This window comes from Arthrobacter sp. TJ-263 (assembly GCF_058269155.1).
In genome coordinates this window covers 917,895-944,313 of the sequence record NZ_JBZCNE010000001.1, presented here as the reverse complement: position 1 = coordinate 944,313, position 26,419 = coordinate 917,895, and the positions used below count along the sequence as shown (strand labels likewise).

Sequence of the window (26,419 nt, the reverse complement as noted above, 5' to 3'; positions counted from 1 at the left end):
CATCCGAACCGTCGACATCATTGAACCTGAAACTAACATCAGTGGTCAGCCCAACGATCTATGCGTCCATTCGTTTCCGTGGCCGCTGCGGACGGTTCAACCGTGGATTCCGCGTGCGCTTGACCCTCGTCACGAAAATCCGGGGGGCCGGGGCCGCGCCGCTATGCTGGACGAGTGACTCCCGAAGAACTCTCTGCCGCCATTTCCGCATGCCTGAAGGCCGCCGTCGAGGCCGGTGACTTCACCATCGACCTTCCCTCGGAGGTGCGGGTCGAGCGGCCGAAGAATCGTGAGCACGGCGACTGGGCGACGAACATCGCCCTGCAGCTCGGCAAGAAGGCGGGGATGAATCCCCGCGACTTCGCCCAGATCCTCAGCGAGCGCCTCGCCGGTATCGAGGGCGTCAAGAGCGTGGAGATCGCGGGCCCCGGCTTCCTCAACATCACGCTCGACGCCGGAGCAGCGGGCGAGCTCGCCCGCACGATCGTCGAGGCGGGCCCTGCCTATGGGACCAACCAGGCGCTCGCGGGCCACACCGTCAACATGGAATTCGTGTCGGCGAATCCGACCGGACCGCTGCACCTGGCCCACACACGCTGGGCGGCCCTCGGTGATTCCATCGCCCGCGTCCTCCGGGCCAGCGGCGCGAACGTGACCACCGAGTACTACATCAACGACGCCGGCACGCAGATGAACAACTTCGCGGACTCCGTCCTCGCGACCATCAAGGGCCGCCCGACACCCGAGGGCGGCTACCCGGGCCAATACATCGCCGATCTCGGCCGCACGGTGCTCGCCGCCCGCCCCGACGTGGCGGACCTCGACGACGACGCCGCGCTGCCGATCGTGCGGGCCCTCGCCTACGAAGCGCAGATGGCCGACATCAAGGAGACGCTGACGGACTTCGGTGTGCACTTCGACGTGTTCTTCTCGGAGTCGGCGCTGCACGACGGCGGCGCCGTGGAGCAGGCAGTCGACCGCCTGCGGGAACAGGGACACGTCTTCGACGAGGACGGCGCCGTATGGCTCCGTACGACCGACTTCGGTGACGACAAGGACCGCGTCCTCATCAGAGCCAAGGGTGAACCCACCTACTTCGCTTCCGACGCCGCCTACTACCTTTCCAAGAAGGACCGTGGTTTCCCCGAGAAGATCTACCTCCTAGGGGCGGACCACCACGGCTACATCGGCCGCCTGAAGGCCATCGCAGCCTGTGCCGGCGACGACATGGAACAGAACATCCAGGTCCTGATCGGCCAGATGGTGTCGGTGAACGGCGCCCGGCTCTCCAAGCGTGCCGGCAATATCATCGAATTGCGGGATCTGCTCGACTGGCTGGGCAAGGACGCGCTGCGGTACTCCCTGGGGCGCTCGCCGGCCGACTCTGCCATGTCCATCGATCCTGAGCTGCTGCGGAAGAACACCAACGAGAACCCCGTGTTCTACGTGCAGTACGCCCACGCCAGGACCCACGCCGTCGCCCGCAACGCGGTCTCGGCGGGAGTGGACACCGGCTCCTTCGACGCGGCGTCGCTCAGCCACCCCACGGAGGGTGAGCTGTTGGCCGCGCTCGGCCAGTTCCCCGGCGTCGTCGCTCAGGCCGCCACTTTCCGGGAGCCGCACCGCGTGGCCCGCCACCTCGAGGTGATCGCCGGCACCTACCACCGCTGGTACGACGCCTGCCGTGTCGCGCCGCTCGGCGACGCACCGATCGAGGACGTCCACCGCTCACGCCTCTGGCTGAACAACGCCACCCGGCAGGTCCTGGCCAACGGCCTCGACCTCCTCGGTGTCTCCGCGCCGGAGAGGATGTGAGCGGCATGACCGCGCCGGACGGAGCGTCACCGCTCGCGCCCGCCTGGCTGTCGCTCCCTGAGCACCAGGCCCGGCTGGAGCCGAAGCTGTGGGCCGAGGACGTGGAGCGCGGCGACGACGGCGTCCTGCGCGTCGACGGCGTCTCCGTGGCCGATCTCGCCGCGGACTACGGCACCCCGCTGTTCGTCATGTCCGAGCGCGACTTCCGCTCGCGTGCCGCCACGTTCCGCGACGCCTTCAACGAGGCCTTCCGCGACCTGTGCGGAGGGGTGGACGTGTTCTACGCGGGCAAGTCCTTCCTGTGCACCGAGGTGGCCCACTGGGTGCGGGAGGAGGGACTCGGGCTCGACACCTGCTCCGGCGGCGAGCTCGCCGTCGCCCTCCGCGCCGGCATGCCCGGCCACCGGCTCGGGCTGCACGGGAACAACAAGTCGGCGGCGGAGATCACGCGCGCCATCGACGCCGACCTCGGCCGGATCGTCGTCGACAGCCTGCAGGAGGTCGCCCTCGTGGGAGACCTGGCCGTGCAGCGCGGGCGCCGCGCCAACGTCATGCTCCGCCTGACGCCGGGGGTCCACGCCTCCACCCACGAGTTCATCGCCACGGCGCACGAGGACCAGAAGTTCGGCCTGTCGCTGACCACCGAGCAGGGCCCGGGCCAGGTCGGGGGAGGACGCCCGCCAGAGGACGACGGCGCCTCGTCACCCGCCGCGCGCGCCGTCGCGGACGCCCTCGCCCACCCGGGCATCAACCTCCTCGGTGTGCACTGCCACATCGGGTCCCAGATCTTCGAGCCCGAGGGCTTCGAACTGGCGGCGCAGCGGCTGCTCGGCTTCCTCGCGGAGGTCCGGGACCGGCACGGCGTCGAGCTCACCGAACTCGATCTCGGCGGCGGCTACGGCATCGCCTACACCGAGGAGGACGAGCCGCGACCGGCAGCGGAGATCGCCCGCGCCATGGCGTCCGTCGTCGGCGCGACCTGCCGCGAGCTGCGCCTGCAGGTCCCCCGGATCTCGATCGAACCGGGCCGCGCCATCGTCGGCCCCACGACGTTCACGCTGTACACCGCCGGCACCACGAAGACCGTCCGGGTGGACGCCGCGGCCCACGGCTCCGAGGAGCTGCAGGACGCCTCCGTTACGCACCCGCGACGCTATGTGTCGGTGGACGGCGGCATGAGCGACAACGCCCGTCCGGTGCTCTACGGCGCGGATTACTCGGCCGTCCTCGCGTCCCGGACGCCCGAGGCGGACCCCGTGCTCTCCCGCGTGGTTGGGAAACACTGCGAGAGCGGTGACATTGTGGTGCGGGACGTCTACCTCCCCGAGGACACCGGTGCCGGTGACCTCCTCGCCGTGCCGGGCACCGGAGCCTATTGCTGGGTGCTCTCGAGCAACTACAACTACCTGACCCGTCCGCCCGTCGTGGCGGTGGCCGACGGCCGTGCCCGGCTGATCGTGCGCGGCGAGACCGAGGAGGACCTGTTCCGCAGGGACGTCCAGCGTCACCCGGCCCCGCACGACCCCGCCTTGCCCGCCCCGGAACCAGGAGCCCCTCGGACCGCATGAACACTCCAGCCACGCCTTCCCGCCAGCCCCTCCGCGTCGCCCTGCTCGGCTGCGGCAACGTCGGCTCGCAGGTTGCCCGCATCCTGCTCGAGGACGCGGAGAACCTCGGCCGCCGTGCCGGAGCGCCCCTCGAACTCATCGGGGTCGCCGTCCGCACCCTGGACGCCGAGCGCGACGTCCGGCTGCCCGCCGGGCTCCTGACGCTCGACGCCGAGAAGCTCGTCGAGGACGCCGACATCGTCATCGAACTCATGGGTGGCATCGAGCCGGCCAAGTCGCTGATCCTCCGCGCGATCGAGCACGGGGCGACGGTGGTCAGCGGCAACAAGGCGCTCCTCGCGCAGGACGGCCCCGAGCTCTACGAGCAGGCCGACGCCGCCGGCGTCCAGCTCTCCTACGAGGCCGCCGTCGCCGGTGCGATCCCGATCCTGCGGCCCATCCGGGACAGCCTCTCCGGCGACCGCATCACCCGGGTGCTCGGCATCGTCAACGGCACCACCAACTACATCCTCGACCAGATGGACTCCACGGGAGCCCAGTTCGCGGATGCGCTGAAGGCAGCCCAGGACCTCGGCTACGCCGAGGCGGATCCCACGGCCGACATCGAGGGCCACGACGCCGCCGCGAAGGCCGCGATCCTCGCCTCCCTGTCCTTCCACACACGCTTCGCCCTCGACAACGTCCACTGCGAGGGCATCACCTCGGTCACGGCCGACGACATCGCGGCCGCGGCGGAGGACGGCTACGTCATCAAGCTGCTGGCGATCGCGGAGATCCTCACCGACGACGCCGGTGAGGCCGGGATCGGCGTGCGCGTCCACCCCACCCTCCTGCCGCGCTCCCACCCGCTGGCCGCCGTCCGCGGTGCCTTCAACGCCGTGTTCATCGAGGCGGAGAACGCCGGGGAACTGATGTTCTACGGCCAGGGCGCCGGCGGCACCCCCACGGCCTCGGCGGTGCTGGGCGACGTCGTCAGTGCCGCCCGCCGCATGGTGCTCGGCGGCCCGGGCCGCACCGAGACCACCACCGGGCACGTCCCGCCGCTCGGCATCGACACCGTCCGCACGAGCTACTGCATCGGGCTCGAGGTCGCGGACCAGCCGGGCGTCCTGGCCCGGATCGCCCAGATCTTCGCCGAGAACGGCGTCTCCATCGAGACGATGCGCCAGCGCATCCACCAGGGCGGACCCGACGGCGCCACCACCGCCGAGCTGCGCATCGTCACCCACCGCGCGCCCGAGGCGTCCCTCGCCGCGACCGTCCGGCAGGTCGCCGCGCTCGACGTCATCACCGCCGTCTCATCCGTGCTCCGAGTAGAGGGAATCTAAGTGGCCCACCAGTGGCGCGGAGTCATCCGCGAATACGCAGAACGCCTGCCTGTCACCGACGCCACCGAGGTCATCACCCTCGGCGAAGGCGGCACGCCGCTCGTGCACGCCCGGCACCTGAGCGAGCTGACGGGGTCCACCGTCTACCTCAAGGTCGAGGGGATGAACCCCACGGGGTCCTTCAAGGACCGCGGCATGACCATGGCGATGACCGCCGCCGTCGCCGCCGGGGCGAAGGCCGTGGTCTGCGCGTCCACGGGCAACACCTCCGCCTCGGCCGCCGCCTACGCCACGCAGGCCGGCATCACGTGCGCCGTGCTCGTGCCGGATGGCAAGATCTCGATGGGCAAGCTGAGCCAGGCGATCGCCCACGGCGCGCAGCTGCTGCAGGTCAACGGCAACTTCGACAACTGCCTCGACGTCGCCCGGAAGCTCGCGGAGGCGTACCCGGTGTTCCTCGTGAACTCGGTGAACCCCGCGCGGCTCGAGGGTCAGAAGACGGCGGCCTTCGAGGTCGTCGACACCCTCGGCGACGCCCCGGACTACCACCTGATGCCCGTGGGCAACGCCGGCAACATCAGCGCGTACTGGAAGGGCTACAAGGAGTACGCCGCGCCCTACGACTCCATGTACCACGGGGAGCTCCCCGCCGTCGCCACGCACACCCCGATCATGTGGGGCTTCCAGGCGGAGGGCGCCTCACCGCTCGTCAAGGGGCACCCCATCACCGAGCCGGACACCATCGCGACCGCCATCCGCATCGGCAACCCGGCGTCGTGGGACTTCGCGGTCGCCGCACGTGACGAGTCCGGCGGACTCATCGAGGCCGTGACCGACGACCAGATCCTGGACGCCCACCGCTGGCTGTCCTCCCGCGAAGGCGTCTTCGTGGAGCCCGCGTCCGCCGCGGGCGTGGCCGGCCTGCTGAAGAAGCACGCCGAGGGCCTCGTCCCGGAGGGCAAGACGATCGTCATCACCGTCACCGGCCACGGCCTCAAGGACCCCCAGTGGGCGCTGCGGACCGCCGACGGTGCCGACGTGGAGCCCACCAAGGTGGAGTTCGACGTCGTGAGCGTCGCCGCCGCGCTGGGACTCGAGGACTGACATGCTGCACGCGGCACCCCTGCCGGAGGATGTGCTCGACCTCCCGACCGTCGACGCCGGCCAGGACGTCGAGGTCAGGGTCCCCGCGACGAGCGCGAACCTCGGACCGGGCTTCGACGCGCTCGGACTCGCTCTCTCGCTCTACGACACCGTGCGCGTCCGCACGACGACCTCGGGTTCGGTGACGGTGCGACCCACCGGGGAGGGCGCCGGCGACCTGCCGCTCGACGGGAGCCACCTCGTGGCACGCTCCCTGATCAGCACCCTCCACCGGGCGGGGCGCCGCGCTCCGGGGCTCGAACTCGACACGGTGAACGTGATCCCGCACGGCAGGGGCATGGGGTCCTCGGCCTCGGCGATCGTCGCGGGGGTCCTCGCAGGCAACGCGCTGTTGCCGGTCGGGGAACGCACGGACGCCGCACACCTCCTGCAGTGGGCGGCCTCGATCGAGGGACACCCGGACAACGTGGCTCCCGCCCTGGTGGGCGCCCTCGCGATCTCCTGGGAGAGCGGGCGGGCGTTCCACAGCACGCGCGTCGAGGTGCACCCGGACGTCATCCCGATCCTCGCGGTTCCGGACCGGGCGCTGTCCACCGAGAGCGCCCGGGCGCTGCTGCCGGCGTCGGTGTCCCACGCCAGTGCCGCCGCCAACGCCGGGCGGGCAGCCCTGATCGTGCACGCGCTCGGCACCGATCCGTCCCTGCTGTTCCCCGCCACGCAGGATGCGATCCACCAGGACTACCGCGCCCCGGCCATGCTGCCGAGTGCCACCCTGCTGCGCGGGCTGCGTGCCGCCGGGTTCGCCAGCACCATCTCCGGGGCGGGACCCAGCGTGCTGACCCTCGCCGTGGGGGAGTCCGGTGCCGACGCCGCCGAGGGGGAACTCCGACGCCTGATCGATACCGGCGACACGCCGGGGGCGTGGCGGGTCCTCCGGCTGGCAGTGGAGCGGGAAGGTGCTAAAATAAGAGGGCACCAGGGGTAGCGAGGCGGTCACGCCGACCTACTGTGCATCTCGAAGAGTACGTTTCGGGAAGTACCGTGTGCTTCTGTTGAGTCGGCCGTCCTGTCTGGACCGCCGCAACACTGCAGGTCCCATCAGCAGCAGCACATCCTGACGGTGTAGCCTCCGATCTATCCCGGAGCGTATGGACTCAACCTCCCGCGCAGGGACATTCTCAGGCTCCCAGCATCACCCAGGTCTGCCGGATCTCATCCGGTTCGGCTGATCCCCCGCCTGCTTCATATGCGGCACGGGGCAAACCACCGCGGACCACTGATCATGTGGCCGCCCGACGAGGGGGAAGGATCCTTCGTGACTGAAACCACTGACCTGTTACCAGGTGTGGCCACCCAAGACGCTGAAGAAACCGGCGCAACAACTTCCAAGAGCAGCGGTCTTGCCGGCCTGAAGCTCGCCCAGCTGCAGGCGCTTGCCGGTCAGCTCGGCATCACCGGTGGATCGAGGATGCGCAAGAGCGATCTCGTCTCCGCGATCTCGGACCACCAGCGCGGCTCCGCGGTCGCCGACCGCCAGAAGGCCCCCAGCGTCCGCACCGAGCGCAGCGCCGACGCCGAGCGCCCGGCCACGGCGGGCACCCCGGGCGGGGCAGAGGACGGCCAGGACCAGGACGCGCAGTCCGCCCCGGCCGAGCGCCAGCCCCGCACCCGCAACCGCAACCGCCGAGCAGGCAGCGACGGCGTCGTGTCCGTGCCGACGACCGAGACCGCCGACCAGGCCGAAGCCCCGTCGCGGGACGGCGCCGAGGACGGCTCGGGCTCCGAGCAGCAGGACCGCGGTGACCGCGAGAACGGCGGGCGTAACCAGCGCAACCGTCGCAACCGTCGCGGCGAGGACCGCCCGGACGCGCAGTCGGGCCAGAACGAGTCCGTGAACGGTTCGCAGGGCGAGTCCCAGAACGCCGGGCAGGGCGAGGCGCAGGCCGAGTCCCCGTCCGGGCAGCAGGGCGACGCGCGCAGCGACCGCGGTGAGCGACGCAGCCGTTCCCGCAACGGTCGCGACGACGACCGTTCGGGCAACGGCTCCAACAACCAGTCCGGCAACCAGTCGAACGGCCAGTCGGGCAGCCAGTTCAACAGCCCGTCGACCAGCCAGTCGACCAACGACGGCCAGAACGACGGCGGCCGCAGCGGCAACGAGCGCAGTGACAACCGCAACGGCTCCAACGAGGACGAGGGTCGCGGGCGCAACCGCCGCAACCGTGCGAACCGCAACGGTGGTAACGGCCCCGAGGACCGCAACAGCCGGTTCCGCGACCGCAACGAGCGCAACGACCGCCGTCGTGGCCGGAACCAGAACCCCGAGGTCGACGACGTCGAGGTCACCGACGACGACGTCCTGCTGCCCGTCGCGGGCATCCTCGACGTCCTCGAGAACTACGCCTTCGTGCGCACCTCCGGCTACCTGCCGGGCCCGAACGACGTCTACGTCTCGCTCGCCCAGGTCAAGAAGCACAACCTCCGCAAGGGCGACGCCGTCGTGGGCGCCATCCGCGCCCCCCGCGAGGGCGAGACCCAGGCCAGCGCACGCCAGAAGTTCAACGCCCTGGTCCGCGTCACCTCCATCAACGGCAAGCCTGCCGAGGAGCTGAAGGACCGCGTCGAGTTCGCGAAGCTCGTGCCGCTCTACCCCTCCGACCGTCTGCGCCTCGAGACGGACCCGAAGAAGATCGGTCCCCGCGTGATCGACCTCGTGGCCCCGATCGGCAAGGGCCAGCGCGGCCTGATCGTGTCGCCGCCCAAGGCCGGCAAGACCCTGATCCTGCAGGCGATCGCCAACGCCATCACGATCAACAATCCTGAGGTCCACCTCATGATGGTCCTGGTCGACGAGCGTCCCGAAGAAGTCACGGACATGCAGCGGACGGTCAAGGGAGAGGTCATCGCCTCGACGTTCGACCGCCCCGCCGACGACCACACCACGGTCGCCGAACTCTCCATCGAGCGCGCCAAGCGCCTCGTGGAGATGGGCATGGACGTCGTCGTCCTCCTCGACTCCATGACCCGCCTCGGCCGCGCCTACAACCTGGCCGCTCCGGCGTCGGGCCGTATCCTCTCCGGTGGCGTCGACTCCGCGGCGCTGTACCCGCCGAAGCGTTTCTTCGGTGCCGCGCGCAACATCGAGAACGGTGGCTCGCTCACCATCCTCGCGACCGCCCTCGTGGAGACCGGTTCCAAGATGGACGAGGTCATCTTCGAGGAGTTCAAGGGCACCGGCAACATGGAGCTCCGCCTCTCGCGGAACCTCGCCGACAAGCGCATCTTCCCCGCCGTCGACGTCAATGCCTCCGGCACGCGTCGCGAGGAGAACCTGCTCTCGCCCGACGAGGTCAAGATCATGTGGAAGCTGCGCCGCGTGCTGTCGGGTCTCGAGACCCAGCAGGCACTGGAGCTGCTCACCAACAAGATCCGGGAGACGCAGTCCAACGTCGAGTTCCTGATGCAGGTCCAGAAGACCACCCTGGGCTCCAAGGACTCCGACTAGCACCGGGCAGCCGTCCGGGACGAGCGGGCCATATCCTGGCCGGCTCGTCCCGGACGGCTTCCTCCTTTAACCGGCATCCTGCGTCGAGACGGCTGGATCGGCCGGATGGAGCACCGCCGCGTGGTCCTCTCTGCCTTCTCGACCTTCGTAGACTGGCTGCACAAGCCGAAAGAGGTACATCCGATGTTTGAGTCCATCCAGGGCCTGCTCGACGAACACTCCGAGCTGCAGGACCAGCTCGCCGACCCGGCCGTCCACGCCGACCAGGCGCTGGCCCGGAGGCTCGGACGCCGGTACGCCGAGCTGGGGCGCATCGTCGACGCGCACAACCGCTGGAGCGCGCTCGACGACGACCTCGAGGCGGCCCGCGGCATGGCGTCCGAGGATCCCGAGTTCGCGGCCGAGGTCCCCGTCCTCGAGGAGCAGCTCGCAACAGCGCAGGAGAAGCTGCGCCGGCTCCTGATCCCGCGCGATCCGAACGACAGCCGCAACGTCATCATCGAGGTCAAGGGCGGTGAGGGCGGCGACGAGGCCGCACTGTTCGCCGGCGACCTGCTGCGCATGTACACCCGCTACGCCGAGTCCCGTGGCTGGAAGACCGAGCTCCTCTCCGCCAACGAGTCGGATCTCGGCGGCTACAAGGATGTCCAGATGGCCATCAAGGGGTCCTCGAACGACCCCGCGGAGGGCGTCTACGCCCGCCTCAAGTTCGAGGGCGGGGTGCACCGCGTCCAGCGCGTACCCGTCACCGAGTCGCAGGGCCGCATCCACACATCGGCCGCGGGCGTGCTCGTCCTGCCCGAGGTGGACGAGCCCGAAGAGGTGGAGATCAGCCAGAACGACCTCAAGATCGACGTCTACCGGTCCTCGGGCCCGGGCGGCCAGTCCGTGAACACCACCGACTCGGCCGTTCGCATCACGCACCTCCCCACCGGGATCGTCGTCGCGATGCAGAACGAGAAGTCCCAGCTGCAGAACCGCGAGGCCGCGATGCGGGTACTCCGCTCACGCATCCTCGCCCACGAGCAGGAGAAGATCGACGCCGCGAACTCGGACATCCGGAAGTCGCAGATCCGGACGATGGACCGCTCGGAGCGCATCCGCACGTACAACTATCCGGAGAACCGGATCGCCGACCACCGGACCGGCTACAAGGCCTACAACCTGGACGCCGTCATGAACGGCGACCTGGAACCGGTGGTGCAGTCGGCCATCGAGATGGACGAGCAGGCCCGCCTGGACGCCATCGGCGCGGACGAGTAGCCGTGGAGGAGGCCCTGCGGGCCGCCGAACGGCAGCTGCGCTCGGCGGGGGTGCCCAGTCCGCGGGTCGACGCCGAGCTGCTGGCCGCCCACCTGCTGGGAGTCTCACGCGGTCGGGTGCGTGCCCTGGCCCTGATCGGCACGCCCGTCCCCGAAGGCTTCCAGGCCCTCGTCGACGAGCGTGCCCGGCGCGTGCCGCTGCAGCACCTGACGGGGGTGGCCCATTTCCGCCGCGTCGACCTGTCCGTCGGGCCCGGTGTCTTCGTCCCGCGGCCGGAGACCGAGACCGTCGCGCAACTCGTGATCGATCGGGCGCTGGGTCTCGCCGCGCCCAGGATCGTCGACCTCGGCACGGGGTCCGGGGCGATCGCCGCCGCCGTCGCCGACGAGGTGCCCGGCGCCCAGGTGTACGCCGTCGAACTCAGCGACCTCGCACTCGCCTGGGCGGGACCGAACCTCGCGCGCTTCGGGGTCCACCTGGTGCAGGGCGACCTCGCCACCGCCCTGCCGGAGCACGATGGGACCTTCGACGTCGTGGTCTCCAACCCGCCCTACATCCCCGCGGAGGCCGTCCCCAACGAACCGGAGGTCGCCGAGCACGATCCACGGATGGCGCTGTACGGCGGGGGAGCGGACGGCATGGAACTGCCCCGCGCGGCTGCCCGGTCCGCGGCCCGCCTGCTCAGGCCCGGCGGGTACTTCGTGATGGAGCACGCGGAGGTGCAGGCGCCGTGGGTCGCCGCCTACCTCGAGCGGACGGGCGCCTGGACCGCGATCACCACGCATCAGGACCTCAGCGGCCGCGATCGCGCCACGAGTGCCGTGTCGACGACCGCCCGCACATCCCCCGACACCCCCCGAGAGGCACACCGATGACGGAGCACACCCCACCCGGACGGCCGGACGCCGCCCCGCAGGCGACGGTCGCCGTCGCAGCGGTCACCTACGACCGGCACGACGAGCTGGCACAGCTCCTGCGGTCCCTCGCGGAGCAGACCGCGCCGATCGGGACCGTGGCCCTCGTCGACTCGGGGACGAAGCCCGCGACGGACGTCGTCGACGCCGCCACGGCGGCCGGCGGCACCATCCACTACCTGCGGTCGGAGGCCAACCTCGGCGGAGCAGGGGGCTTCGCGTTCGCCGTCCTCGCGGCCATCGCGAGCGGAGCGGAGTGGATCTGGCTCATGGACGACGACGGCCACCCCGAGGACGGGCGCTGCCTCGCCGAGCTGCTGGAGGCCGCGCTGGAACACGACCTCGACATCGTGAGCCCGCTCGTCGCCGCGACGTCGGACCCCTCGCGGCTGTCCTTCAACTTCCGCATCAACGGGCTGCTGACCAACGACCGCGCCGTGCTCGAGTCCAGGGGCTACCTGCCCGACATGGTGCACTTCTTCAACGGCGCGCTGATCCGCGCGGACGTGTTCTCGAAGATCGGCCTGCCGGACATGAAGTTCTTCATCCGCGGCGACGAGGTGGACTTCCTGGCGCGCGTGCGGAAGGCCGGCCTGAGGTACGGGACGCTCGCGACCGTCGCGGTGCGCCACCCGGCCACGTGGTCGGAGATGAAGCCGATCTTCGGTGGCTTCATCACCCCGGTGATCCCCGACGGCGACTTCAAGCGCTTCTCCTACTTCCGGAACCGCGCCTACCTCGCCCGCAAGTACCGCAACCTCCGGTGGTTCGGGGCGGACGTCATCGGCTTCCCCTACTACTTCATCACGCAGCGCGACCTCACCGGCCTGCGCGCGTGGTTCACGGCGTATTCCGCGGGGCTCCGCGGCACCGGCTTCGGGCCGCCGCCCCCGTCCTGATCGCCCGCCGGCCGGCCGGCGGATGCGCCGATGTGCATGGCCGCGGGTAGCAGTGAAAGGATGATCGGGTGACAACGAGCTACGACTGTTCCGAGCCCACCCAGCGAAGCGAAGGGCTGGCGGCCGCCCAGCGCGCGGTAGCGCTCAAGCAATGCATCGTCCTGCCGACCGACACCGTCTACGGCATCGGGGCGGACGCCTTCTCGCCGCAGGCCGTGGCCACCCTGCTCGCCTCCAAGGGACGCGGACGGAACATGCCACCGCCGGTGCTCATCCCGCGGATCCAAACGCTCGACGGCCTGGCGACCGAGATCCACCCCGACGCCCGCCGTCTCGCCGAGGCGTTCTGGCCCGGTGGCCTCACCCTCATCTGCCTGGCACAACCGTCACTCACCTGGGACCTGGGCGACACCCTCGGGACCGTCGCGCTCCGCATGCCCGACGACGACGTCGCCCTCGAACTGCTGACGCTCACGGGACCGCTCGCGGTGTCCTCCGCGAACCGGACGGGCCGGCCGGCCGCGACGACGGCCGCAGAGGCCGCCGAGCAGCTCGCCGAGTCGGTGGCCGTCTACCTCGACGCCGGGCCGCGGGCCGACGCCGGAGGCACGGGATCCACCATCGTCGACACGACGGGGGAGGTGCTCCGGGTGGTCCGGCAGGGCACCGTGTCGCTCGAGCAGCTGCGGGACGTGGTGCCCGGCGTCGTAGGGATCGACGGCGGGACCCCGGCCGGGCCGGACGCGGGGACGCCGGGCAGTAGGTCCGAGCCCGCCGCCGGGCAGTAGGTCAGAGCCCGCCGGCATCCTTCGCCGCACGGTCCGCGCCGGCGAGGACCTGACGGATCCGGGCCGTGGGGGTCAGGCCCTGCGCGTCGGCCCACCCGGGCACCTGGTCCTGACCGAACCACATGAGTTCGACGCGGCGAACATGCCCGTCGAGGCGACCGCGCACCAGGGACGACACCACGTAGCCGCCACGGACCGCCGCCCGGCACAGCGCCGCCGGTAGCACCCGGGGGTGTCCGCCCGCCGCCTCGAGGACAGTCCGCACGGTGAGTCCCTCCCAGGGCTGGAGGACCCGCGCCGGAAGAGCCCCGGGGTGGGCACCGAGGGCCAGCACCAGGTCCGCGAGGGAGTCCACCGAGGTGATCGGCGATCGTGCGGTGCCCGGGGACGCCACGGATGCGAGGTTCGAGCGGGCGAGACGCGCCAGGGCCGCCGTCGTCGGACGCCCCTCGCCCTGCACCGAGGTGGCCCGCACCGTCACGACGGACAGGGACTGCTCCCGCGCCGCCACGAGGTCCAGGACCTGTTCGCCGAGCGCCTTGCTGCGCGAGTACGCCGAGAAGGGTCGCACGGTCCCGGTCTCGTCCAGCAGGGGCGTCCGGCCCTGCACGGCCGCGCTGCTGAGATGGACGAGGCGCCGCGCGCCGGCGGCCGACGCTGCCCGGGCGAGGACGGCGGGCAGCAGGGCGTTCGCGCCGAGCAGGTCCGCCCCGGCGGTCGCCGAGGGGGTGGCGAGGCCGGCCGCGTTCACGACGACGTCGTACCCTGCCATCGCGGCCTCCAGCCCGGTGGTGTCCGTGGCATCCGCGGCGGCGAGGAGTGCCTGCGGCGCATCGGCGGTCGTCGCCAGCCGTGGCGCCGGCAGCGCGTGCGCGTCGATGCCCGCCGCGTGCAGGGTCCGCAGCACGGCGGAGCCGACGAAGCCGGAACCGCCGAGCACCAGCCAGCGCATCAGGATCTGCCCGTCCGGCCGGCCGGGTCCCGCAGGGGCGGTTCCGGCTGCCAGTCGGGATCGCGCAGGATCACCCGGGCGGCCCTCCACCCGCGCCACACCTGGGAGGCGCCGGAGACGGAGCGCTCGACGGCGAGAAGGCGGACGAGCTCCTTGCCGGCGGACAGGAGCGTCCCGAGGCCGAACCCCACCCGGTGGTAGCGGCCGTGCAGCCGGAGGTACCGCGCGAGGTACCCGCGGTTGCGCATGCCGCAGAACCGTGACAGGTCGCTCGACTCGTTCAGGTGCCGGACGCCGAGGTCCACCTGCCGCTGCGCGCGCGTCTTCCGGAGGACGAAGGCGTCGACGTACGCCACCGGGTACCGCTGCGAGACGAGCCACCCGTACGTGAGGTCGTCCCCGTTGAGGAAGAACCGGGCGTCGGGCAGGCCGATCTCGCGGACGACGTCGGCCGCGACCAGCATGCCCTCGAAGCATGCGACATTGGTGTGGAAGACCGGCGACGCCGCGAAGACGTCACCCCGCACCGGGAAGTGGACGCCGGTGAACTCGTCGAGGACGTGCTGCCAGAAGAAGGGCCGGCCGGCGGCGTCGTAGCGGCGTCCGTGGATGCACGAGTACCGCCCCATCCAGGGCGCGAAGGACGCGAGGGCGTCGGGGAGGGCGACGACGTCGTCGTCCATCAGCCAGAGCCAGTCGGCTCCTTCCTCGAGGGCGCGCGCGACGCCGGCCGCGAACCCGCCCGAGCCGCCCACGTTCACGGGCAGGCGTTCCACGAAGAGGGGGACCGGGAGGTGCGCATCGGCGAGGACGTCGCCGGTGGCGTCGGTGCTGGCGTTGTCGACCACGACGACGCCGGCCGGCGCGGGTTCGAGGGCCGCGATCGAGTCGAGGAGCTCCCGCAGGAGGGCCGCCCGGTTGAACGTCGTGATCACGAGGAAGACACGGGGCGAGCCGGCGTCGGGGACGTGCAACCTGTTCCTTCCGGACCGCGCCCTGACAGTGCGCAACGGGCCTGGCACAGGTGGGGCAGTTAGTATTCTGGGGTAATAGCAGTCTATTACACCGTGTTCCAGCCCCGGTCGGACGTGTCCCCACACCACGGGTGCGGGGCTTCCGGGCCGCAGCCACGCCCGGTGACGCGGTGGACGCCTGCATGACACCGTTAGGAATCATGGGACTCAACGAAGGCCGGGCCTCCGCCCGGACACCCGGCTCCACGGCCGTAGCCTCCTCCGGCGACAAACCGGCGATCTGGCTGTGGTCGCAGTACCTGCTCGACGCCGCGGCCTGGATCGTGGCCATCCTCCTCGCGCTGATCCTCCGCTACGAGCTCCTCGTCAAGGAGATCAACGTCCCGGGTATCGCCACGTTCTGCGCGGTGGCCGTCGTCGCCCAGCTGGTGGTGGGGCTCAGCTTCGCGCTGTACCGGGGGAGGTACAGCTTCGGGAGCTTCCACGAGGCGAAGCTGCTCGTCATCGTGGCGGTGCTCGTCGCCGTCATCCTGGTGCTGGTCAGCGTCGCGTTCTTCACGGTGATCGAGGTCCCGCGCAGCATCGGCATCATCGCCTTCCCCTTCGCGTGCATGTTCCTGGCCGCCACCCGCTACCTGAAGCGCATGTACGTGGAGAGCAAGGCGAAGCCCGGCGAGGACGCGCAGCGCACGCTGATCTACGGGGCGGGGTTCCTCGGCAACTCGCTCGTGGGCCGCATGATGCAGGACCCGGGCTCTCCCTACTTCCCCGTCGGCCTGATCGACGACGATCCTGCCAAGAAGCACCTGCGGCTCTCCACCGTGCCGGTCCTCGGGCGGGTCGACGACCTGCGCGACATCGCGGCGAGGACGCAGGCCTCGGTCCTGGTCATCGCGTTCGCGGAGGTGGAGGCCGCGCAGGTGCGCCGCGTCTCCGACCTCGTCGCGGGGCTCGGCATCAGGGTGCTCGTCCTGCCACCGCTGCGGGACATGCTCGGCGCCGCCGGCGCCGCCATCGCGGACTTCCGGGAGGTCGCCGTCGAGGACCTCATCGGTCGCCGTCCCGTGGACATCCATCCGGACGAGGTCGCCGGGTACGTCACCGGGAAGCGCGTGCTCGTGACCGGGGCCGGCGGGTCGATCGGCTCCGAACTGTGCCGCCAGCTGGCGACCTTCGCCCCGGCGGAGCTCATCATGCTCGACCGCGACGAGACGGGCCTCCAGTCCACGCAGATCTCCCTCACCGGGCGCGGCCTGCTGACCGGTCGTGACACCGTCCTCGCCGACATCCGGGACGCGGACGCGCTGCTGAACATCTTCGAGGACCGCAAGCCCGAGGTCGTCTTCCACGCGGCCGCCCTCAAGCACGTGTCGCTGCTGGAGCAGTATCCGGAGGAAGCCTGGAAGACCAACGTCCAGGGTTCGCTGAACGTCCTCCGTGCCGCGGCCGCCGTCGACGTGACCAACTTCGTCAACATCTCCACGGACAAGGCAGCGGACCCCACGAGCGTCCTCGGGCACTCCAAGCGCGTCGCCGAGAAACTCACCTCGTGGCATGCGGAGGACACGGGCAGGGGGTACGTGTCGGTCCGTTTCGGCAACGTGATCGGCAGCCGCGGGTCCATGCTCCCGCTGTTCACCGAGCAGATCCGCAACGGCGGTCCGATCACCGTGACCGACCCCGAGGTGACGCGCTTCTTCATGACCATCCCCGAGGCCTGCCAGCTCGTCGTCCAGGCGGGGGCGATCGGCAGGGGAGGGGAGGTCCTCATCCTCGACATGGGCGAGGCCGTGAAGATCCTCGACGTCGCCCAGCGCATGATCGCGATGTCCGGCAAGGACATCGACATCGTCTTCACGGGCCTGCGGCCCGGCGAGAAGATGCACGAGGACCTGATCGGCGTCGGTGAGAACGACTCCCGCCCCCTCCACCCGAAGATCTCCCACACGTCGGTGGCGCCGCTGCATCCGGAGACGCTGAGCCTCCAGCGCTGGAAGGCCGAGGGCGGCTTCGGACAGGGGCAGATCGGTGTCCTCCTGGGTGACGCCGTGGAGCACTCCGCCCGCACCGCACCGTCCACCGCCGGCACCGCAGGGCCCGCCGCATGACCGCGCAACTGGTGATCGTCGGGCTCGTCGCCCTGGGACTGTCCCTCGCGCTGCCCTTCGTCGTGAAGCCCCTGCTGAAGCGGTGGGGCGTGGTCGACATCCCCAACAGCCGTTCCTCGCACAGCACCGTCGTGATCCGGGGCATGGGGATGGCCGTCGCGATCGCGATCCTCGTGGCCCTTGCCGTCTCCCTCGCCATCCGCCTGGTCGCCGTCGACCGCTCGCTCGTGCTCGTCGTCATCGGCATGGTGGCCGCCGCAGCGACGCTCGGCTGGATCGAGGACCTCAGGGGACTGTCCGTCAGGGTGCGCGCCGCCGCGCAGCTCCTGATCGGTGCGCTCGGTACGATCGTCCTCGCCACGACGATCGAGGACAGCAGCTACTGGTGGGTGCCGGTCGGGGCCGTCGCCGTGGCCACCTACATCAACGCGGCCAACTTCATGGACGGCATCAACGGGATCTCCGGCATGCACGGGGTGGTCGTGGGCCTCTTCTACTCGTGGGCAGGGGTCCTCAGCGACCAGCTGTGGCTGACGGTCGCGGGGCTCGTGGTCGCGGCCGCCTTCGCGGGCTTCCTGCCCTGGAACCTCGGCCGGGGTTTCGTGTTCCTGGGCGACGTCGGCAGCTACCTGCTCGGAGCGTCGATCGCGGCCATCGCGGTCACGGGGCTCCTCGCGGGCGTCTACCTCGAGTACCTCCTCTCGCCGGTGCTCATCTATCTCGCCGACACGTTCACCACGTTCCTGCGCCGGGCACGACGCGGGGAGCGTCTCTACGTCGCACACCGTCAGCACGTGTACCAGAGGCTCACCGACACCGGGCTCACCCACGTGCAGGTCGCACTCTTCGTGAGTGTCCTGTCCTCGCTCACCGGGGCCGCGGGCTTCGTGCTCGCCACCGCCGCCGCACCCCTCGCGGTGCCCGCCTCGCTGTTCGCCGCGGCCGTGGTCGCGCTGTACCTCTTCTCGCCGAGGATCTTCCGCGCCATCGCCCGTCGTCGGACGGCGGTGGGGGCCTGAGCCGGGGCGCGAACCCCGCCGTGGGGTAGAATTTCAGGCGCCGGGCGCGGTGACCTGCGGTCCCGCGCATCCGGCTCCAACCCTCACGACGCCGTCGACCGGGGACCAGCAGGGCGCCCACGGCGCAGCCAACAGAGCGGACAGCACGTGCCACGACCGGAGAACCCGGCCACCGGAGCCGACGACGCCACGCTCATCCCGGCGTCGGGACCCACCCGGAGTCCCTGGCTCCGCATCCTCGGGTGGAGTGCCGCCGGGGGCGCGGCGACCGCAGTCCTGCTTGCTGCCGCGGCGCTGGTCGCCGCCTCAGCCACCGCCGGCCTGAGCGTACTGTTCGGCGCGGCCCTCGTCATCGTGTTCTTCGGCATCAGCCTCCTGATCGGCCACTTCACGGGCAGGACCAATCCGTCCGGGGCGCTCGGACTGTTCGCCGTCACCTACGCCATCAAGGTCGTCGGATTCGGCGCCGTCCTGTTCCTGTTCGGCACCCCGGACTGGCTCGAGCGCACGTGGTTCTTCTGGGGCGCCCTCGCGACCGTGATCGTCTGGCAAGTGGCCGAGGTCGTCGCATTCTCGCGGCTCCGCACGCCCCTCTACGACGACCAGCCCGGGACGGCCGCGACGCGCCCGGCCACGCGGCCACCGGAAGGACCCTGATATGAGCGGTGTCTCCCCGGGTCCCGACGACCCCGCCGACGGCAGTCCGGCGCCGGGCGAGGCCCGTTTCTCCAACGGCGGCTACAACGCCGGCATCGCCGTCCTGAGCTACATGATTGGCGGGATCGCGGTATGGAGTTTGATAGGCTGGGGGCTGGATAATCTCCTCGACACGCGCTGGTTAGTGCTGGCGGGAGCGTTCTTAGGTGCAGCAGGGGGTTTCTATCTCTCCCACATGCACAACCTCACCCGGAACCACACACCGAATCCGCACGGCGGATCCCGGTCGACGCCCGGTGCCGAGGAAGAACCGTAGTGAATCCCCATAACTTCATGAGTCGGACCAGTCACGCTGCGGCCGAACAGATCTTGCCCAACGATGGACACTGCAGAGAGGAAACGCGTTGATCGCGCTTGCGCTCCCGGCCGCAACTACCGAAGAGGGATTCGTAGCCCCGACGATCGAGGACACCCACTACCGGGACATCCTCCCCTGGGGTGACCCCTACGGCGTCTGGTTCGACCCCGGCTTCGGCAAGCAGATGCTCATGGTCATCCTGTCCGTGGTCATCATCGCCACCTTCTTCCTGATCGCGTCACGACGCCGCCAGATGGTCCCCGGCAAGGTGCAGTTCCTCGGTGAGTCGGCGTACGGCTTCGTCCGCAACTCCATCGGCAAGGACATCATCGGCGGCCGGGACTTCATGAAGTACGTCCCGTGGCTCTTCACCGCCTTCTTCTTCGTGCTGGTGAACAACATCTTCGGGGCCATCCCGTTCCTGCAGCTGCCCACCTTCTCGCACCCGGGCAGTGCCTACGCCATCGCGGCGATCTTCTACCTCCTCTGGGTAGGCATCGGTATCCGGAAGCACGGCCTGCGGTACTTCAAGCTGGCCGTCGTCCCCTCGGGCGTCCCCTGGTACATCCTGCCGATCGTCGTGCCGATCGAGATCATCTCGAACTTCATCGTCCGTCCGGTCACCCACTCGCTGCGACTGTTCGCCACGATGCTCGCCGGCCACCTGATCGTGACCCTCGCTGGATCCGCCATCGAGTACATGGTGATGACGGGCAACATCCTGCTGCAGGGCACCAGCGTCCTGGTCCTCCTCGGCGCCGTCGCGATGTACATGCTGGAGGCCCTGATCATGGTCCTGCAGGCCTACGTCTTCACGCTGCTGGCCGCGATCTACATCGAAGGCGCGCTCAACGCCGACGCCCACTGATTCACACAAGTCTTCCCCGTCGGGGATGATCCCAAACAACCTGTCGCATCAAGGCGGCATCTTGAAAGGAACACAATGGAAGTACAGGGTAGCCTCAACCTCGTTGGATACGGTCTCTCCGCAATCGGCGGTGGTGTCGGTGTGGGTCTCGTCTTCGCGGCCTACATCAATGGCGTAGCTCGCCAGCCTGAGGCACAGCGTGTCCTCCAGCCCATCGCCTTCCTCGGCCTCGCGCTGACCGAAGCCCTCGCGATCCTGGGCCTCGTCTTCGCCTTCGTCATCGGCGCCTGACAAGGCCGCCCTGACCGACCGAAGACAAGCTGAAGAAAGACGGGTGAAAAATGCTTAACGCAGCGATTATGGCGGCGGAGGAGGGCTCGAGCCCGCTCGCACCGAACTGGTGGGAGTTCCTCGTGACACTGGCCGGCTTCGCCGTGCTGATGTTCATCGTCATCAAGTACGTCATGCCGGCATTCGAGAAGACGTTCGAAGAACGAACGGCTGCCATCGAGGGTGGTATCGCCAAGGCGGAAGCCGCCCAGGCGGAAGCCAACGCGGCGCTGGAGGAGTACAAGCAGCAGCTTGTGGATGCCCGCACCGAGGCCAACCGCATCCGTGAGGAAGCGCGCGCCGAAGGTGCGCAGATCCTCGCGGACCTGAAGGAGAAGGCGGCCGCGGAGTCGGCACGCATCTCCGAGCAGGCCCACGTGCAGATCGAGGCCGAGCGCCAGGCCGCCGTGGTCTCGCTCCGTACCGAGGTCGGTACGCTCGCGACCGATCTGGCCAGCCGGATCGTCGGGGAGTCCCTCGCCGACGACGCCCGTTCCTCCCGCGTCATCGACCGCTTCCTCGCCGACCTCGAGACTTCGTCGCAGGGTGCGGTCTCGAACAGTGCAGGTGCGGCGAAGTAATGGCAGGAGTATCGAGCCAGTCCCTGGCAACGGTCCGTGAAGGGCTGGAGTCCCGACTGCAGGGCGCAACCCTCGGCCTCGCGGAAGAGCTGTTCGGCGTGCTGTCGATCCTCGACACCAACGCCGGTCTGCGCCGTGCGCTCACCGACCCGTCCCGCACCGGCAAGGACAAGGCGGTGCTCGTCGACCAGCTGATCGCCGGCCGTGTCTCGTCCGAAGCCGCAGCCGTGGTCAGGGACCTCGTCAGCGAGCGGTGGGCCAACGCCCGCGACATCGGTGATGCCCTGGAGACCCTCGCGGCGACCGTGGTCATCGCGGTGGCCGAGCAGGGCAGCGGTGTGGAGGGCCTGGACCGGCTCGAGAACGAGCTGTACTCCTTCACCCAGGTGGTCGCCTCGAACCACGCCCTGCAGAGGGCGCTCTCGGATGCGCAGGCCACCCCGGAATCGAAGGTCGTCCTCGGCCTGAAGCTCGTGCCGCAGGCCGGGCCCGCGGGCAGGCTCCTCATCAGCCAGGCCGTGCGCTCGCCGCGCGGACTCAAGCCCGCGATCCTCGTCGAACGGTTCCTCGAACTGGTCGCCGCGCGCCAGCAGCGCTGGATTGCCAACGTCAGCGTCACCCGTCCGCTGACGGCAAGCCAGCTCGAGCGGCTGGAGTCCGGCCTCAACGCGATGTACGCCCGCGAGCTCAAGGTCAACGTCAAGGTAGACCCCACACTGATCGGCGGAGTCCGTGTCAGCGTGGGCGACGAGATGGTCGATTCGACCGTCATCACGCGGCTGTCCGAACTGCGCCGCAAGCTGGCGGGATAGGGCGCTCGCGCCCTGTCCGATCCGCGCCACACCCACTGAATCACACACCGGTCGCCACGCATCCCATGGTGATCACAACACAGGAGAGCAGGGACTGAGATGGCCGAATTGACCATCAACGCCGAAGACGTCCGTAGTGCGTTGAACGACTTTGCGGCGTCCTACGAGCCCGGAAACGCGGAGCGCGTCGAAGTCGGCCGCGTGACCACCGCCAGTGACGGCATTGCCCGTGTCGAGGGTCTTCCCTCCGTCATGGCCAACGAGCTGCTGCGGTTCGAGGACGGCACGCTCGGACTCGCCCAGAACCTCGACACCCGGGAAATCGGTGTCGTCGTGCTCGGTGACTACAACGGGATCGAAGAGGGCCAGGAAGTACACCGGACGGGCGAGATCCTCTCGGTTCCCGTCGGTGACGCCTTCCTCGGTCGCGTCGTCGACCCCCTGGGCCAGCCGATCGACGACCTCGGTGAGATCGTCGCCGAAGGACGCCGTGCCCTCGAGACCCAGGCTCCTGGCGTCACGCAGCGCAAGTCGGTGCACGAACCCATGCAGACCGGCCTCAAGGCCATCGACGCGATGATCCCGATCGGCCGTGGACAGCGCCAGCTGATCATCGGCGACCGCCAGACCGGCAAGACCGCGATCGCCGTGGACACCATCATCAACCAGAAGGCCAACTGGGCTTCGGGTGACGTGAACAAGCAGGTCCGCTGCATCTACGTGGCCATCGGCCAGAAGGCGTCGACCATCGCCGCCGTCCGCCAGACCCTCGAGGACAAGGGCGCCCTGGAGTACACGACCATCGTCGCGTCTCCCGCCTCCGACCCCGCGGGCTTCAAGTACCTCGCCCCCTACGCCGGTTCCGCCATCGGGCAGCACTGGATGTACGGCGGCAAGCACGTCCTCATCGTGTTCGACGACCTGTCGAAGCAGGCCGAGGCCTACCGTGCGGTGTCCCTCCTGCTGCGGCGTCCGCCGGGACGCGAAGCCTACCCGGGCGACGTGTTCTACCTGCACTCCCGCCTGCTGGAGCGTTGTGCCAAGCTCTCCGACGAGCTCGGTGCCGGTTCGATGACGGGCCTCCCGCTCGTCGAGACGAAGGCCAACGACGTCTCGGCGTACATCCCGACCAACGTCATCTCCATCACCGACGGCCAGATCTTCCTGCAGTCGGACCTCTTCAACGCCAACCAGCGTCCCGCCGTGGACGTCGGCGTGTCGGTGTCCCGCGTGGGCGGTGCCGCACAGGTGAAGTCGATGAAGAAGGTCTCGGGCACGTTGAAGCTGGACCTTGCCCAGTACCGCGACATGCAGGCTTTCGCCATGTTCGCCTCGGACCTGGATGCGGCGTCGCGCCAGCAGCTGACCCGCGGCGCACGCCTGATGGAACTGCTGAAGCAGGGCCAGTACTCGCCGATGCCGGTCGAGCAGCAGGTCGTGTCCATCTGGGCCGGGACCAACGGCCACCTCGACGATGTCCCGGTGGAGGACATCAACCGCTTCGAGACGGAGTTCCTGGAGCACCTCGGGCACAAGTCGCAGATCCTCACCACGCTCGCCCAGACGGGCAAGCTCGAGGATTCGACCGCCGAGGAGCTGAAGTCGCAGATCACCGGCTTCAAGCAGGGCTTCTTCGGTGCCGGGGCGGACGGCTTCGGCGCAGGTCACGAGGAATTCCAGGCGATCGACGCGGATTCGGTCGAGCAGGAGAAGATCGTTCGACAGAAGCGCTAGAGGATCTGCACGACGGGAGGGGCACGGCCCCTCCCGTCGGCAGGACCCTGGCCTGATCGCTTCCCGTAGCGGGGGCGGAGGAAAGGACAACAATGGGAGCCCAGATCCGGGTCTACCGCCAGAAGATCGCCTCGACCACGTCGACGCGGAAGATCTTCAAGGCGATGGAGCTGATCGCGACTTCTCGCATCGGCAAGGCACGTTCGCGTGTGGCGGCGGCACTGCCGTACGCCAACGCGATCACCCGTGCCGTTTCGGCCGTATCGTCGCAGTCTGAAATAGACCACCCGCTGACCACCGAGCACGGCGAGGTCCGACGTGCCGCCGTCCTGGTGATGACCTCGGACCGCGGTCTCGCCGGGTCGTACTCGGCCAGCGCGCTCAAGCAGGCGGAGGGTCTTTTCGAGACGCTCCGATCGGAGGGCAAGGAGATCCAGGCCTTCCTGGTCGGCCGGAAGTCCCAGGTCTACTTCGATTTCCGTGGCCGCGACTACGAGAAGGTCTGGACGGGTTCCACCGACGCTCCCGAGTTCGCTACGGCCCGCGAGGTCGGCGAGGCGCTGCTCGCGGCATTCCTGAAGGACTACGAGGACGGCGGCGTGGACGAGATCCACGTCGTCTACACGAAGTTCCGCTCCATGGTCGTGCAGGAGCCGTCGGTCATGCGTCTGCTCCCGCTCGAGGTCGTGGAGGAGGAAGTCACCCAGGAGGGTGACCTCCTGCCGCTGTACGAGTACGAACCGGAGCCGGAGCAGGTCCTGGACGCCCTCCTGCCGCGCTACATCGAATCGCGCATCTTCGCCGCCATGCTGCAGGCGGCTGCGAGCGAACTCGCCGCCCGCCAGCGGGCGATGAAGTCCGCGGGCGACAACGCGACGGAGCTGATCAAGAAGTACACCCGCCTCCGCAACACGGCCCGCCAGGCCGAGATCACCCAGGAACTCTCGGAGATCGTGGCCGGCGCGGACGCATTGAGCGCCTCCTGACGCACCTCCCCATCCGGGCCCTCGAGGGTGCCGGGTGCACAGCTAGACTTAGTTCCACGCCATCTACGTAAATGAAGTGAGAGAGATGACTGCCCAGACTGTTGAACACGGTACGGACTCAGTTGCCCCCGGCGCCACCGGCCGTATTGCACGTGTCATCGGCCCGGTTGTCGACGTCGAGTTCCCGGCCGACGCAATCCCCGCAATGTACAACGCCCTCACCACCGAGATCACTCTCAACGGTGAGACCCGCCTGATCACCTTCGAGACCTCGCAGCACCTCGGCGACAACCTCGTGCGCGCCATCTCCCTGCAGGCCACCGACGGCCTCGTCCGGGGGACCGTGGTGCAGGACACCGGAGCGGCGATCTCGGTGCCCGTCGGCGACGGCGTCAAGGGACACATCTTTAACGTCCTGGGCAAGCCGCTCGACGTCGACGAGTCCGAGCTGCAGATCACGGAGCGCTGGCCCATCCACCGCAAGCCCCCGAGCTTCGCCTCCCTCGAGGGCTCGACGGAGATGCTCGAGACCGGCATCAAGGTCATCGACCTGCTCACGCCGTACATCAAGGGTGGGAAGATCGGCCTGTTCGGTGGTGCCGGTGTCGGCAAGACCGTGCTCATCCAGGAGATGATCACGCGTGTGGCCCGCAACTTCGGTGGCACCTCGGTGTTCGCCGGCGTGGGCGAGCGCACCCGTGAGGGCAACGACCTCTGGGTCGAGATGGAGGAGGCGGGCGTCCTCAAGGACACCGCGCTCGTCTTCGGCCAGATGGACGAGCCGCCCGGAACGCGTCTCCGCGTGGCGCTCTCGGCCCTGACCATGGCGGAGTACTTCCGCGATGTGCAGAACCAGGACGTGCTGCTCTTCATCGACAACATCTTCCGGTTCACCCAGGCGGGTTCCGAGGTGTCGACCCTGCTGGGCCGTATGCCGTCCGCCGTGGGCTACCAGCCGAACCTGGCCGACGAGATGGGTCTCCTGCAGGAGCGCATCACCTCGACCAAGGGCCACTCGATCACCTCGATGCAGGCGATCTACGTCCCCGCCGACGACTACACCGACCCGGCTCCGGCAACCACGTTCGCGCACCTCGATGCGACCACCGAGCTCTCCCGGGAGATCGCGTCCCGTGGCCTGTACCCGGCCGTGGACCCGCTCGCCTCGACCTCGCGCATCCTGGATCCGCAGTACATCGGCCACGACCACTACAACACGGCCGTGCGCGTGAAGCAGATCCTGCAGAAGAACAAGGAACTGCAGGACATCATCGCGATCCTCGGCATCGACGAGCTCAGCGAAGAGGACAAGGTCGTCGTCGCGCGTGCGCGCCGCATCCAGCAGTTCCTCTCCCAGAACACCTACACCGCCAAGCAGTTCACCGGCGTCGAGGGTTCGACGGTCTCCATCAAGGACACCATCGAGGGCTTCGCGGCGATCTGCAACGGCGACCTCGACCACATCGCGGAGCAGGCGTTCTTCAACATCGGCGGGCTCGATGACGTCGAGCGCCAGTGGGCCAAGATCCAACAGCAGACCGGTAAGTAACGCCCATGGCATCACAGGGCGAACTCGAGGTCGAAGTTGTCGCGGCCGACCACTTCGTGTGGTCGGGCGCGGCACGCAAGGTCAACGCACGCACGGCGAACGGACAGATCGGGATCCTCCCCGGTCACGCACCGATCCTCGCGATCCTTGAAGCCGGCGAGATTTCGGTGGAACCGGTCAGCGGCGAGCGCCTGGTGGTCGGCGTGGACGGAGGATTCTTCTCGGTCGATTCCAACCGCGTCGTGATCGTGGCGGACAACGCCAGGGTCGGCGGTTCGGTGACTCCGGAATCCGCCTAGGCCTTCCA

The 26,419-nt window shown here is 69.3% G+C and carries 24 protein-coding genes; 22 read left to right on the top strand and 2 right to left on the bottom strand.

The window, feature by feature from the left end; all coding sequences use genetic code 11:
- Positions 1 to 174: 174 nt before the first annotated feature.
- The 10 genes from argS to AC4D2F_RS04405 all read left to right on the top strand — a co-directional run bounded on the left by argS (position 175) and on the right by AC4D2F_RS04405 (position 13,184).
- Entirely contained in the window at positions 175 to 1,815 is a 1,641-nt protein-coding gene (gene argS / locus AC4D2F_RS04450) for an arginine--tRNA ligase (protein ID WP_104165682.1), read from the top strand.
- A gap of 5 nt (positions 1,816 to 1,820) precedes the next feature.
- Positions 1,821 to 3,383, top strand: coding sequence for a diaminopimelate decarboxylase family protein (locus AC4D2F_RS04445; protein WP_490909633.1), 1,563 nt, complete (start codon positions 1,821 to 1,823; stop codon positions 3,381 to 3,383).
- Positions 3,380 to 4,711 carry a homoserine dehydrogenase gene (locus AC4D2F_RS04440; protein WP_490909632.1) on the top strand — a complete coding sequence of 444 codons (1,332 nt, stop codon included), beginning with the start codon at positions 3,380 to 3,382 and terminating at the stop codon, positions 4,709 to 4,711. Before AC4D2F_RS04445 ends, AC4D2F_RS04440 begins: the two co-directional genes overlap by 4 nt.
- Positions 4,712 to 5,815: a threonine synthase gene (gene thrC, locus AC4D2F_RS04435; RefSeq protein ID WP_490909631.1), complete on the top strand. Its 1,104-nt coding sequence runs from the start codon at positions 4,712 to 4,714 to the stop codon at positions 5,813 to 5,815.
- Position 5,816: 1 nt separating this feature from the next.
- Positions 5,817 to 6,800, top strand: coding sequence for a homoserine kinase (gene thrB, locus AC4D2F_RS04430; protein WP_490909630.1), 984 nt, complete (start codon positions 5,817 to 5,819; stop codon positions 6,798 to 6,800).
- A 330-nt stretch (positions 6,801 to 7,130) separates the two neighbouring features.
- Positions 7,131 to 9,320 (top strand): transcription termination factor Rho, encoded by a 2,190-nt coding sequence (gene rho / locus AC4D2F_RS04425; protein ID WP_490909629.1) that lies wholly within the window; start codon positions 7,131 to 7,133, stop codon positions 9,318 to 9,320.
- A 183-nt stretch (positions 9,321 to 9,503) separates the two neighbouring features.
- Positions 9,504 to 10,583: a peptide chain release factor 1 gene (gene prfA, locus AC4D2F_RS04420; protein ID WP_490909628.1), complete on the top strand. Its 1,080-nt coding sequence runs from the start codon at positions 9,504 to 9,506 to the stop codon at positions 10,581 to 10,583.
- Between the two features lie 2 nt (positions 10,584 to 10,585).
- Entirely contained in the window at positions 10,586 to 11,458 is an 873-nt protein-coding gene (prmC, locus tag AC4D2F_RS04415; protein WP_490909627.1) for a peptide chain release factor N(5)-glutamine methyltransferase, read from the top strand.
- Positions 11,455 to 12,396 (top strand): glycosyltransferase, encoded by a 942-nt coding sequence (locus AC4D2F_RS04410; RefSeq protein ID WP_490909626.1) that lies wholly within the window; start codon positions 11,455 to 11,457, stop codon positions 12,394 to 12,396. Before prmC ends, AC4D2F_RS04410 begins: the two co-directional genes overlap by 4 nt.
- 68 nt (positions 12,397 to 12,464) lie before the next feature.
- Positions 12,465 to 13,184 (top strand): L-threonylcarbamoyladenylate synthase, encoded by a 720-nt coding sequence (locus tag AC4D2F_RS04405; protein ID WP_490909625.1) that lies wholly within the window; start codon positions 12,465 to 12,467, stop codon positions 13,182 to 13,184.
- A 1-nt stretch (position 13,185) separates the two neighbouring features.
- On the opposite strand, the gene AC4D2F_RS04400 is transcribed toward AC4D2F_RS04405, so the two are convergent.
- Positions 13,186 to 14,136: an NAD-dependent epimerase/dehydratase family protein gene (locus tag AC4D2F_RS04400; RefSeq protein WP_490909624.1), complete on the bottom strand. Its 951-nt coding sequence runs from the start codon at positions 14,134 to 14,136 to the stop codon at positions 13,186 to 13,188.
- Entirely contained in the window at positions 14,136 to 15,110 is a 975-nt protein-coding gene (locus AC4D2F_RS04395) for a glycosyltransferase (RefSeq protein ID WP_181033550.1), read from the bottom strand. Before AC4D2F_RS04395 ends, AC4D2F_RS04400 begins: the two co-directional genes overlap by 1 nt.
- Positions 15,111 to 15,310: 200 nt before the next feature.
- On the opposite strand from AC4D2F_RS04395, the gene AC4D2F_RS04390 reads away from it, so the two are divergent.
- The 12 genes from AC4D2F_RS04390 (at position 15,311) to AC4D2F_RS04335 (ending at position 26,411) form a co-directional block, all read left to right on the top strand.
- Positions 15,311 to 17,218: a polysaccharide biosynthesis protein gene (locus AC4D2F_RS04390; RefSeq protein WP_490909623.1), complete on the top strand. Its 1,908-nt coding sequence runs from the start codon at positions 15,311 to 15,313 to the stop codon at positions 17,216 to 17,218.
- Complete coding sequence (locus AC4D2F_RS04385; protein WP_490909622.1) at positions 17,215 to 18,237, top strand: MraY family glycosyltransferase; 1,023 nt, start codon at positions 17,215 to 17,217, stop codon at positions 18,235 to 18,237. The genes AC4D2F_RS04390 and AC4D2F_RS04385 overlap by 4 nt, the downstream gene beginning before the upstream one ends.
- 147 nt (positions 18,238 to 18,384) lie before the next feature.
- Positions 18,385 to 18,894, top strand: a complete 510-nt coding sequence (locus AC4D2F_RS04380) for a Cg1360 family ATP-synthase-associated protein (protein ID WP_490909621.1) — start codon at positions 18,385 to 18,387, stop codon at positions 18,892 to 18,894.
- Position 18,895: 1 nt separating this feature from the next.
- Positions 18,896 to 19,210, top strand: coding sequence for a hypothetical protein (locus AC4D2F_RS04375; RefSeq protein ID WP_490909620.1), 315 nt, complete (start codon positions 18,896 to 18,898; stop codon positions 19,208 to 19,210).
- Positions 19,211 to 19,298: 88 nt separating this feature from the next.
- Positions 19,299 to 20,120, top strand: coding sequence for a F0F1 ATP synthase subunit A (atpB, locus tag AC4D2F_RS04370; RefSeq protein ID WP_104165657.1), 822 nt, complete (start codon positions 19,299 to 19,301; stop codon positions 20,118 to 20,120).
- A 75-nt stretch (positions 20,121 to 20,195) separates the two neighbouring features.
- A complete protein-coding gene (locus tag AC4D2F_RS04365) occupies positions 20,196 to 20,411 on the top strand; it encodes an ATP synthase F0 subunit C (RefSeq protein ID WP_104165655.1) in 216 nt (71 codons plus the stop codon).
- Positions 20,412 to 20,461: 50 nt separating this feature from the next.
- Positions 20,462 to 21,031 carry a F0F1 ATP synthase subunit B gene (locus AC4D2F_RS04360; RefSeq protein WP_104165654.1) on the top strand — a complete coding sequence of 190 codons (570 nt, stop codon included), beginning with the start codon at positions 20,462 to 20,464 and terminating at the stop codon, positions 21,029 to 21,031.
- Positions 21,031 to 21,843, top strand: a complete 813-nt coding sequence (locus AC4D2F_RS04355; RefSeq protein ID WP_490909619.1) for a F0F1 ATP synthase subunit delta — start codon at positions 21,031 to 21,033, stop codon at positions 21,841 to 21,843. The genes AC4D2F_RS04360 and AC4D2F_RS04355 overlap by 1 nt, the downstream gene beginning before the upstream one ends.
- A 99-nt stretch (positions 21,844 to 21,942) precedes the next feature.
- Positions 21,943 to 23,577: a F0F1 ATP synthase subunit alpha gene (atpA, locus tag AC4D2F_RS04350; protein ID WP_104165650.1), complete on the top strand. Its 1,635-nt coding sequence runs from the start codon at positions 21,943 to 21,945 to the stop codon at positions 23,575 to 23,577.
- A 92-nt stretch (positions 23,578 to 23,669) separates the two neighbouring features.
- Positions 23,670 to 24,563: a F0F1 ATP synthase subunit gamma gene (locus AC4D2F_RS04345; protein ID WP_490909618.1), complete on the top strand. Its 894-nt coding sequence runs from the start codon at positions 23,670 to 23,672 to the stop codon at positions 24,561 to 24,563.
- A gap of 85 nt (positions 24,564 to 24,648) precedes the next feature.
- Positions 24,649 to 26,112 carry a F0F1 ATP synthase subunit beta gene (gene atpD, locus AC4D2F_RS04340; protein WP_490909617.1) on the top strand — a complete coding sequence of 488 codons (1,464 nt, stop codon included), beginning with the start codon at positions 24,649 to 24,651 and terminating at the stop codon, positions 26,110 to 26,112.
- Between the two features lie 5 nt (positions 26,113 to 26,117).
- On the top strand, positions 26,118 to 26,411 hold the full coding sequence (locus tag AC4D2F_RS04335; RefSeq protein WP_104165645.1) for a F0F1 ATP synthase subunit epsilon: 294 nt from the start codon (positions 26,118 to 26,120) through the stop codon (positions 26,409 to 26,411).
- The last annotated feature ends 8 nt before the right edge of the window (positions 26,412 to 26,419 follow it).

Excerpts from the sequence above, each read along its gene's own strand:
- prfA (WP_490909628.1), top strand. The coding sequence starts at position 9,504 with ATGTTTGAGTCCATCCAGGGCCTGCTCGACGAACACTCCGAGCTGCAG.
- AC4D2F_RS04365 (WP_104165655.1), top strand. The coding sequence starts at position 20,196 with ATGGAAGTACAGGGTAGCCTCAACCTCGTTGGATACGGTCTCTCCGCA.
- AC4D2F_RS04440 (WP_490909632.1), top strand. The coding sequence starts at position 3,380 with ATGAACACTCCAGCCACGCCTTCCCGCCAGCCCCTCCGCGTCGCCCTG.
- AC4D2F_RS04345 (WP_490909618.1), top strand. The coding sequence starts at position 23,670 with ATGGGAGCCCAGATCCGGGTCTACCGCCAGAAGATCGCCTCGACCACG.
- thrB (WP_490909630.1), top strand. The coding sequence starts at position 5,817 with ATGCTGCACGCGGCACCCCTGCCGGAGGATGTGCTCGACCTCCCGACC.
- AC4D2F_RS04375 (WP_490909620.1), top strand. The coding sequence starts at position 18,896 with ATGAGCGGTGTCTCCCCGGGTCCCGACGACCCCGCCGACGGCAGTCCG.
- AC4D2F_RS04400 (WP_490909624.1), bottom strand. The coding sequence starts at position 14,136 with ATGCGCTGGCTGGTGCTCGGCGGTTCCGGCTTCGTCGGCTCCGCCGTG.
- AC4D2F_RS04385 (WP_490909622.1), top strand. The coding sequence starts at position 17,215 with ATGACCGCGCAACTGGTGATCGTCGGGCTCGTCGCCCTGGGACTGTCC.
- AC4D2F_RS04410 (WP_490909626.1), top strand. The coding sequence starts at position 11,455 with ATGACGGAGCACACCCCACCCGGACGGCCGGACGCCGCCCCGCAGGCG.
- AC4D2F_RS04335 (WP_104165645.1), top strand. The coding sequence starts at position 26,118 with ATGGCATCACAGGGCGAACTCGAGGTCGAAGTTGTCGCGGCCGACCAC.
- AC4D2F_RS04360 (WP_104165654.1), top strand. The coding sequence starts at position 20,462 with ATGCTTAACGCAGCGATTATGGCGGCGGAGGAGGGCTCGAGCCCGCTC.
- atpD (WP_490909617.1), top strand. The coding sequence starts at position 24,649 with ATGACTGCCCAGACTGTTGAACACGGTACGGACTCAGTTGCCCCCGGC.
- AC4D2F_RS04445 (WP_490909633.1), top strand. The coding sequence starts at position 1,821 with ATGACCGCGCCGGACGGAGCGTCACCGCTCGCGCCCGCCTGGCTGTCG.
- atpA (WP_104165650.1), top strand. The coding sequence starts at position 21,943 with ATGGCCGAATTGACCATCAACGCCGAAGACGTCCGTAGTGCGTTGAAC.
- AC4D2F_RS04390 (WP_490909623.1), top strand. The coding sequence starts at position 15,311 with ATGGGACTCAACGAAGGCCGGGCCTCCGCCCGGACACCCGGCTCCACG.
- AC4D2F_RS04355 (WP_490909619.1), top strand. The coding sequence starts at position 21,031 with ATGGCAGGAGTATCGAGCCAGTCCCTGGCAACGGTCCGTGAAGGGCTG.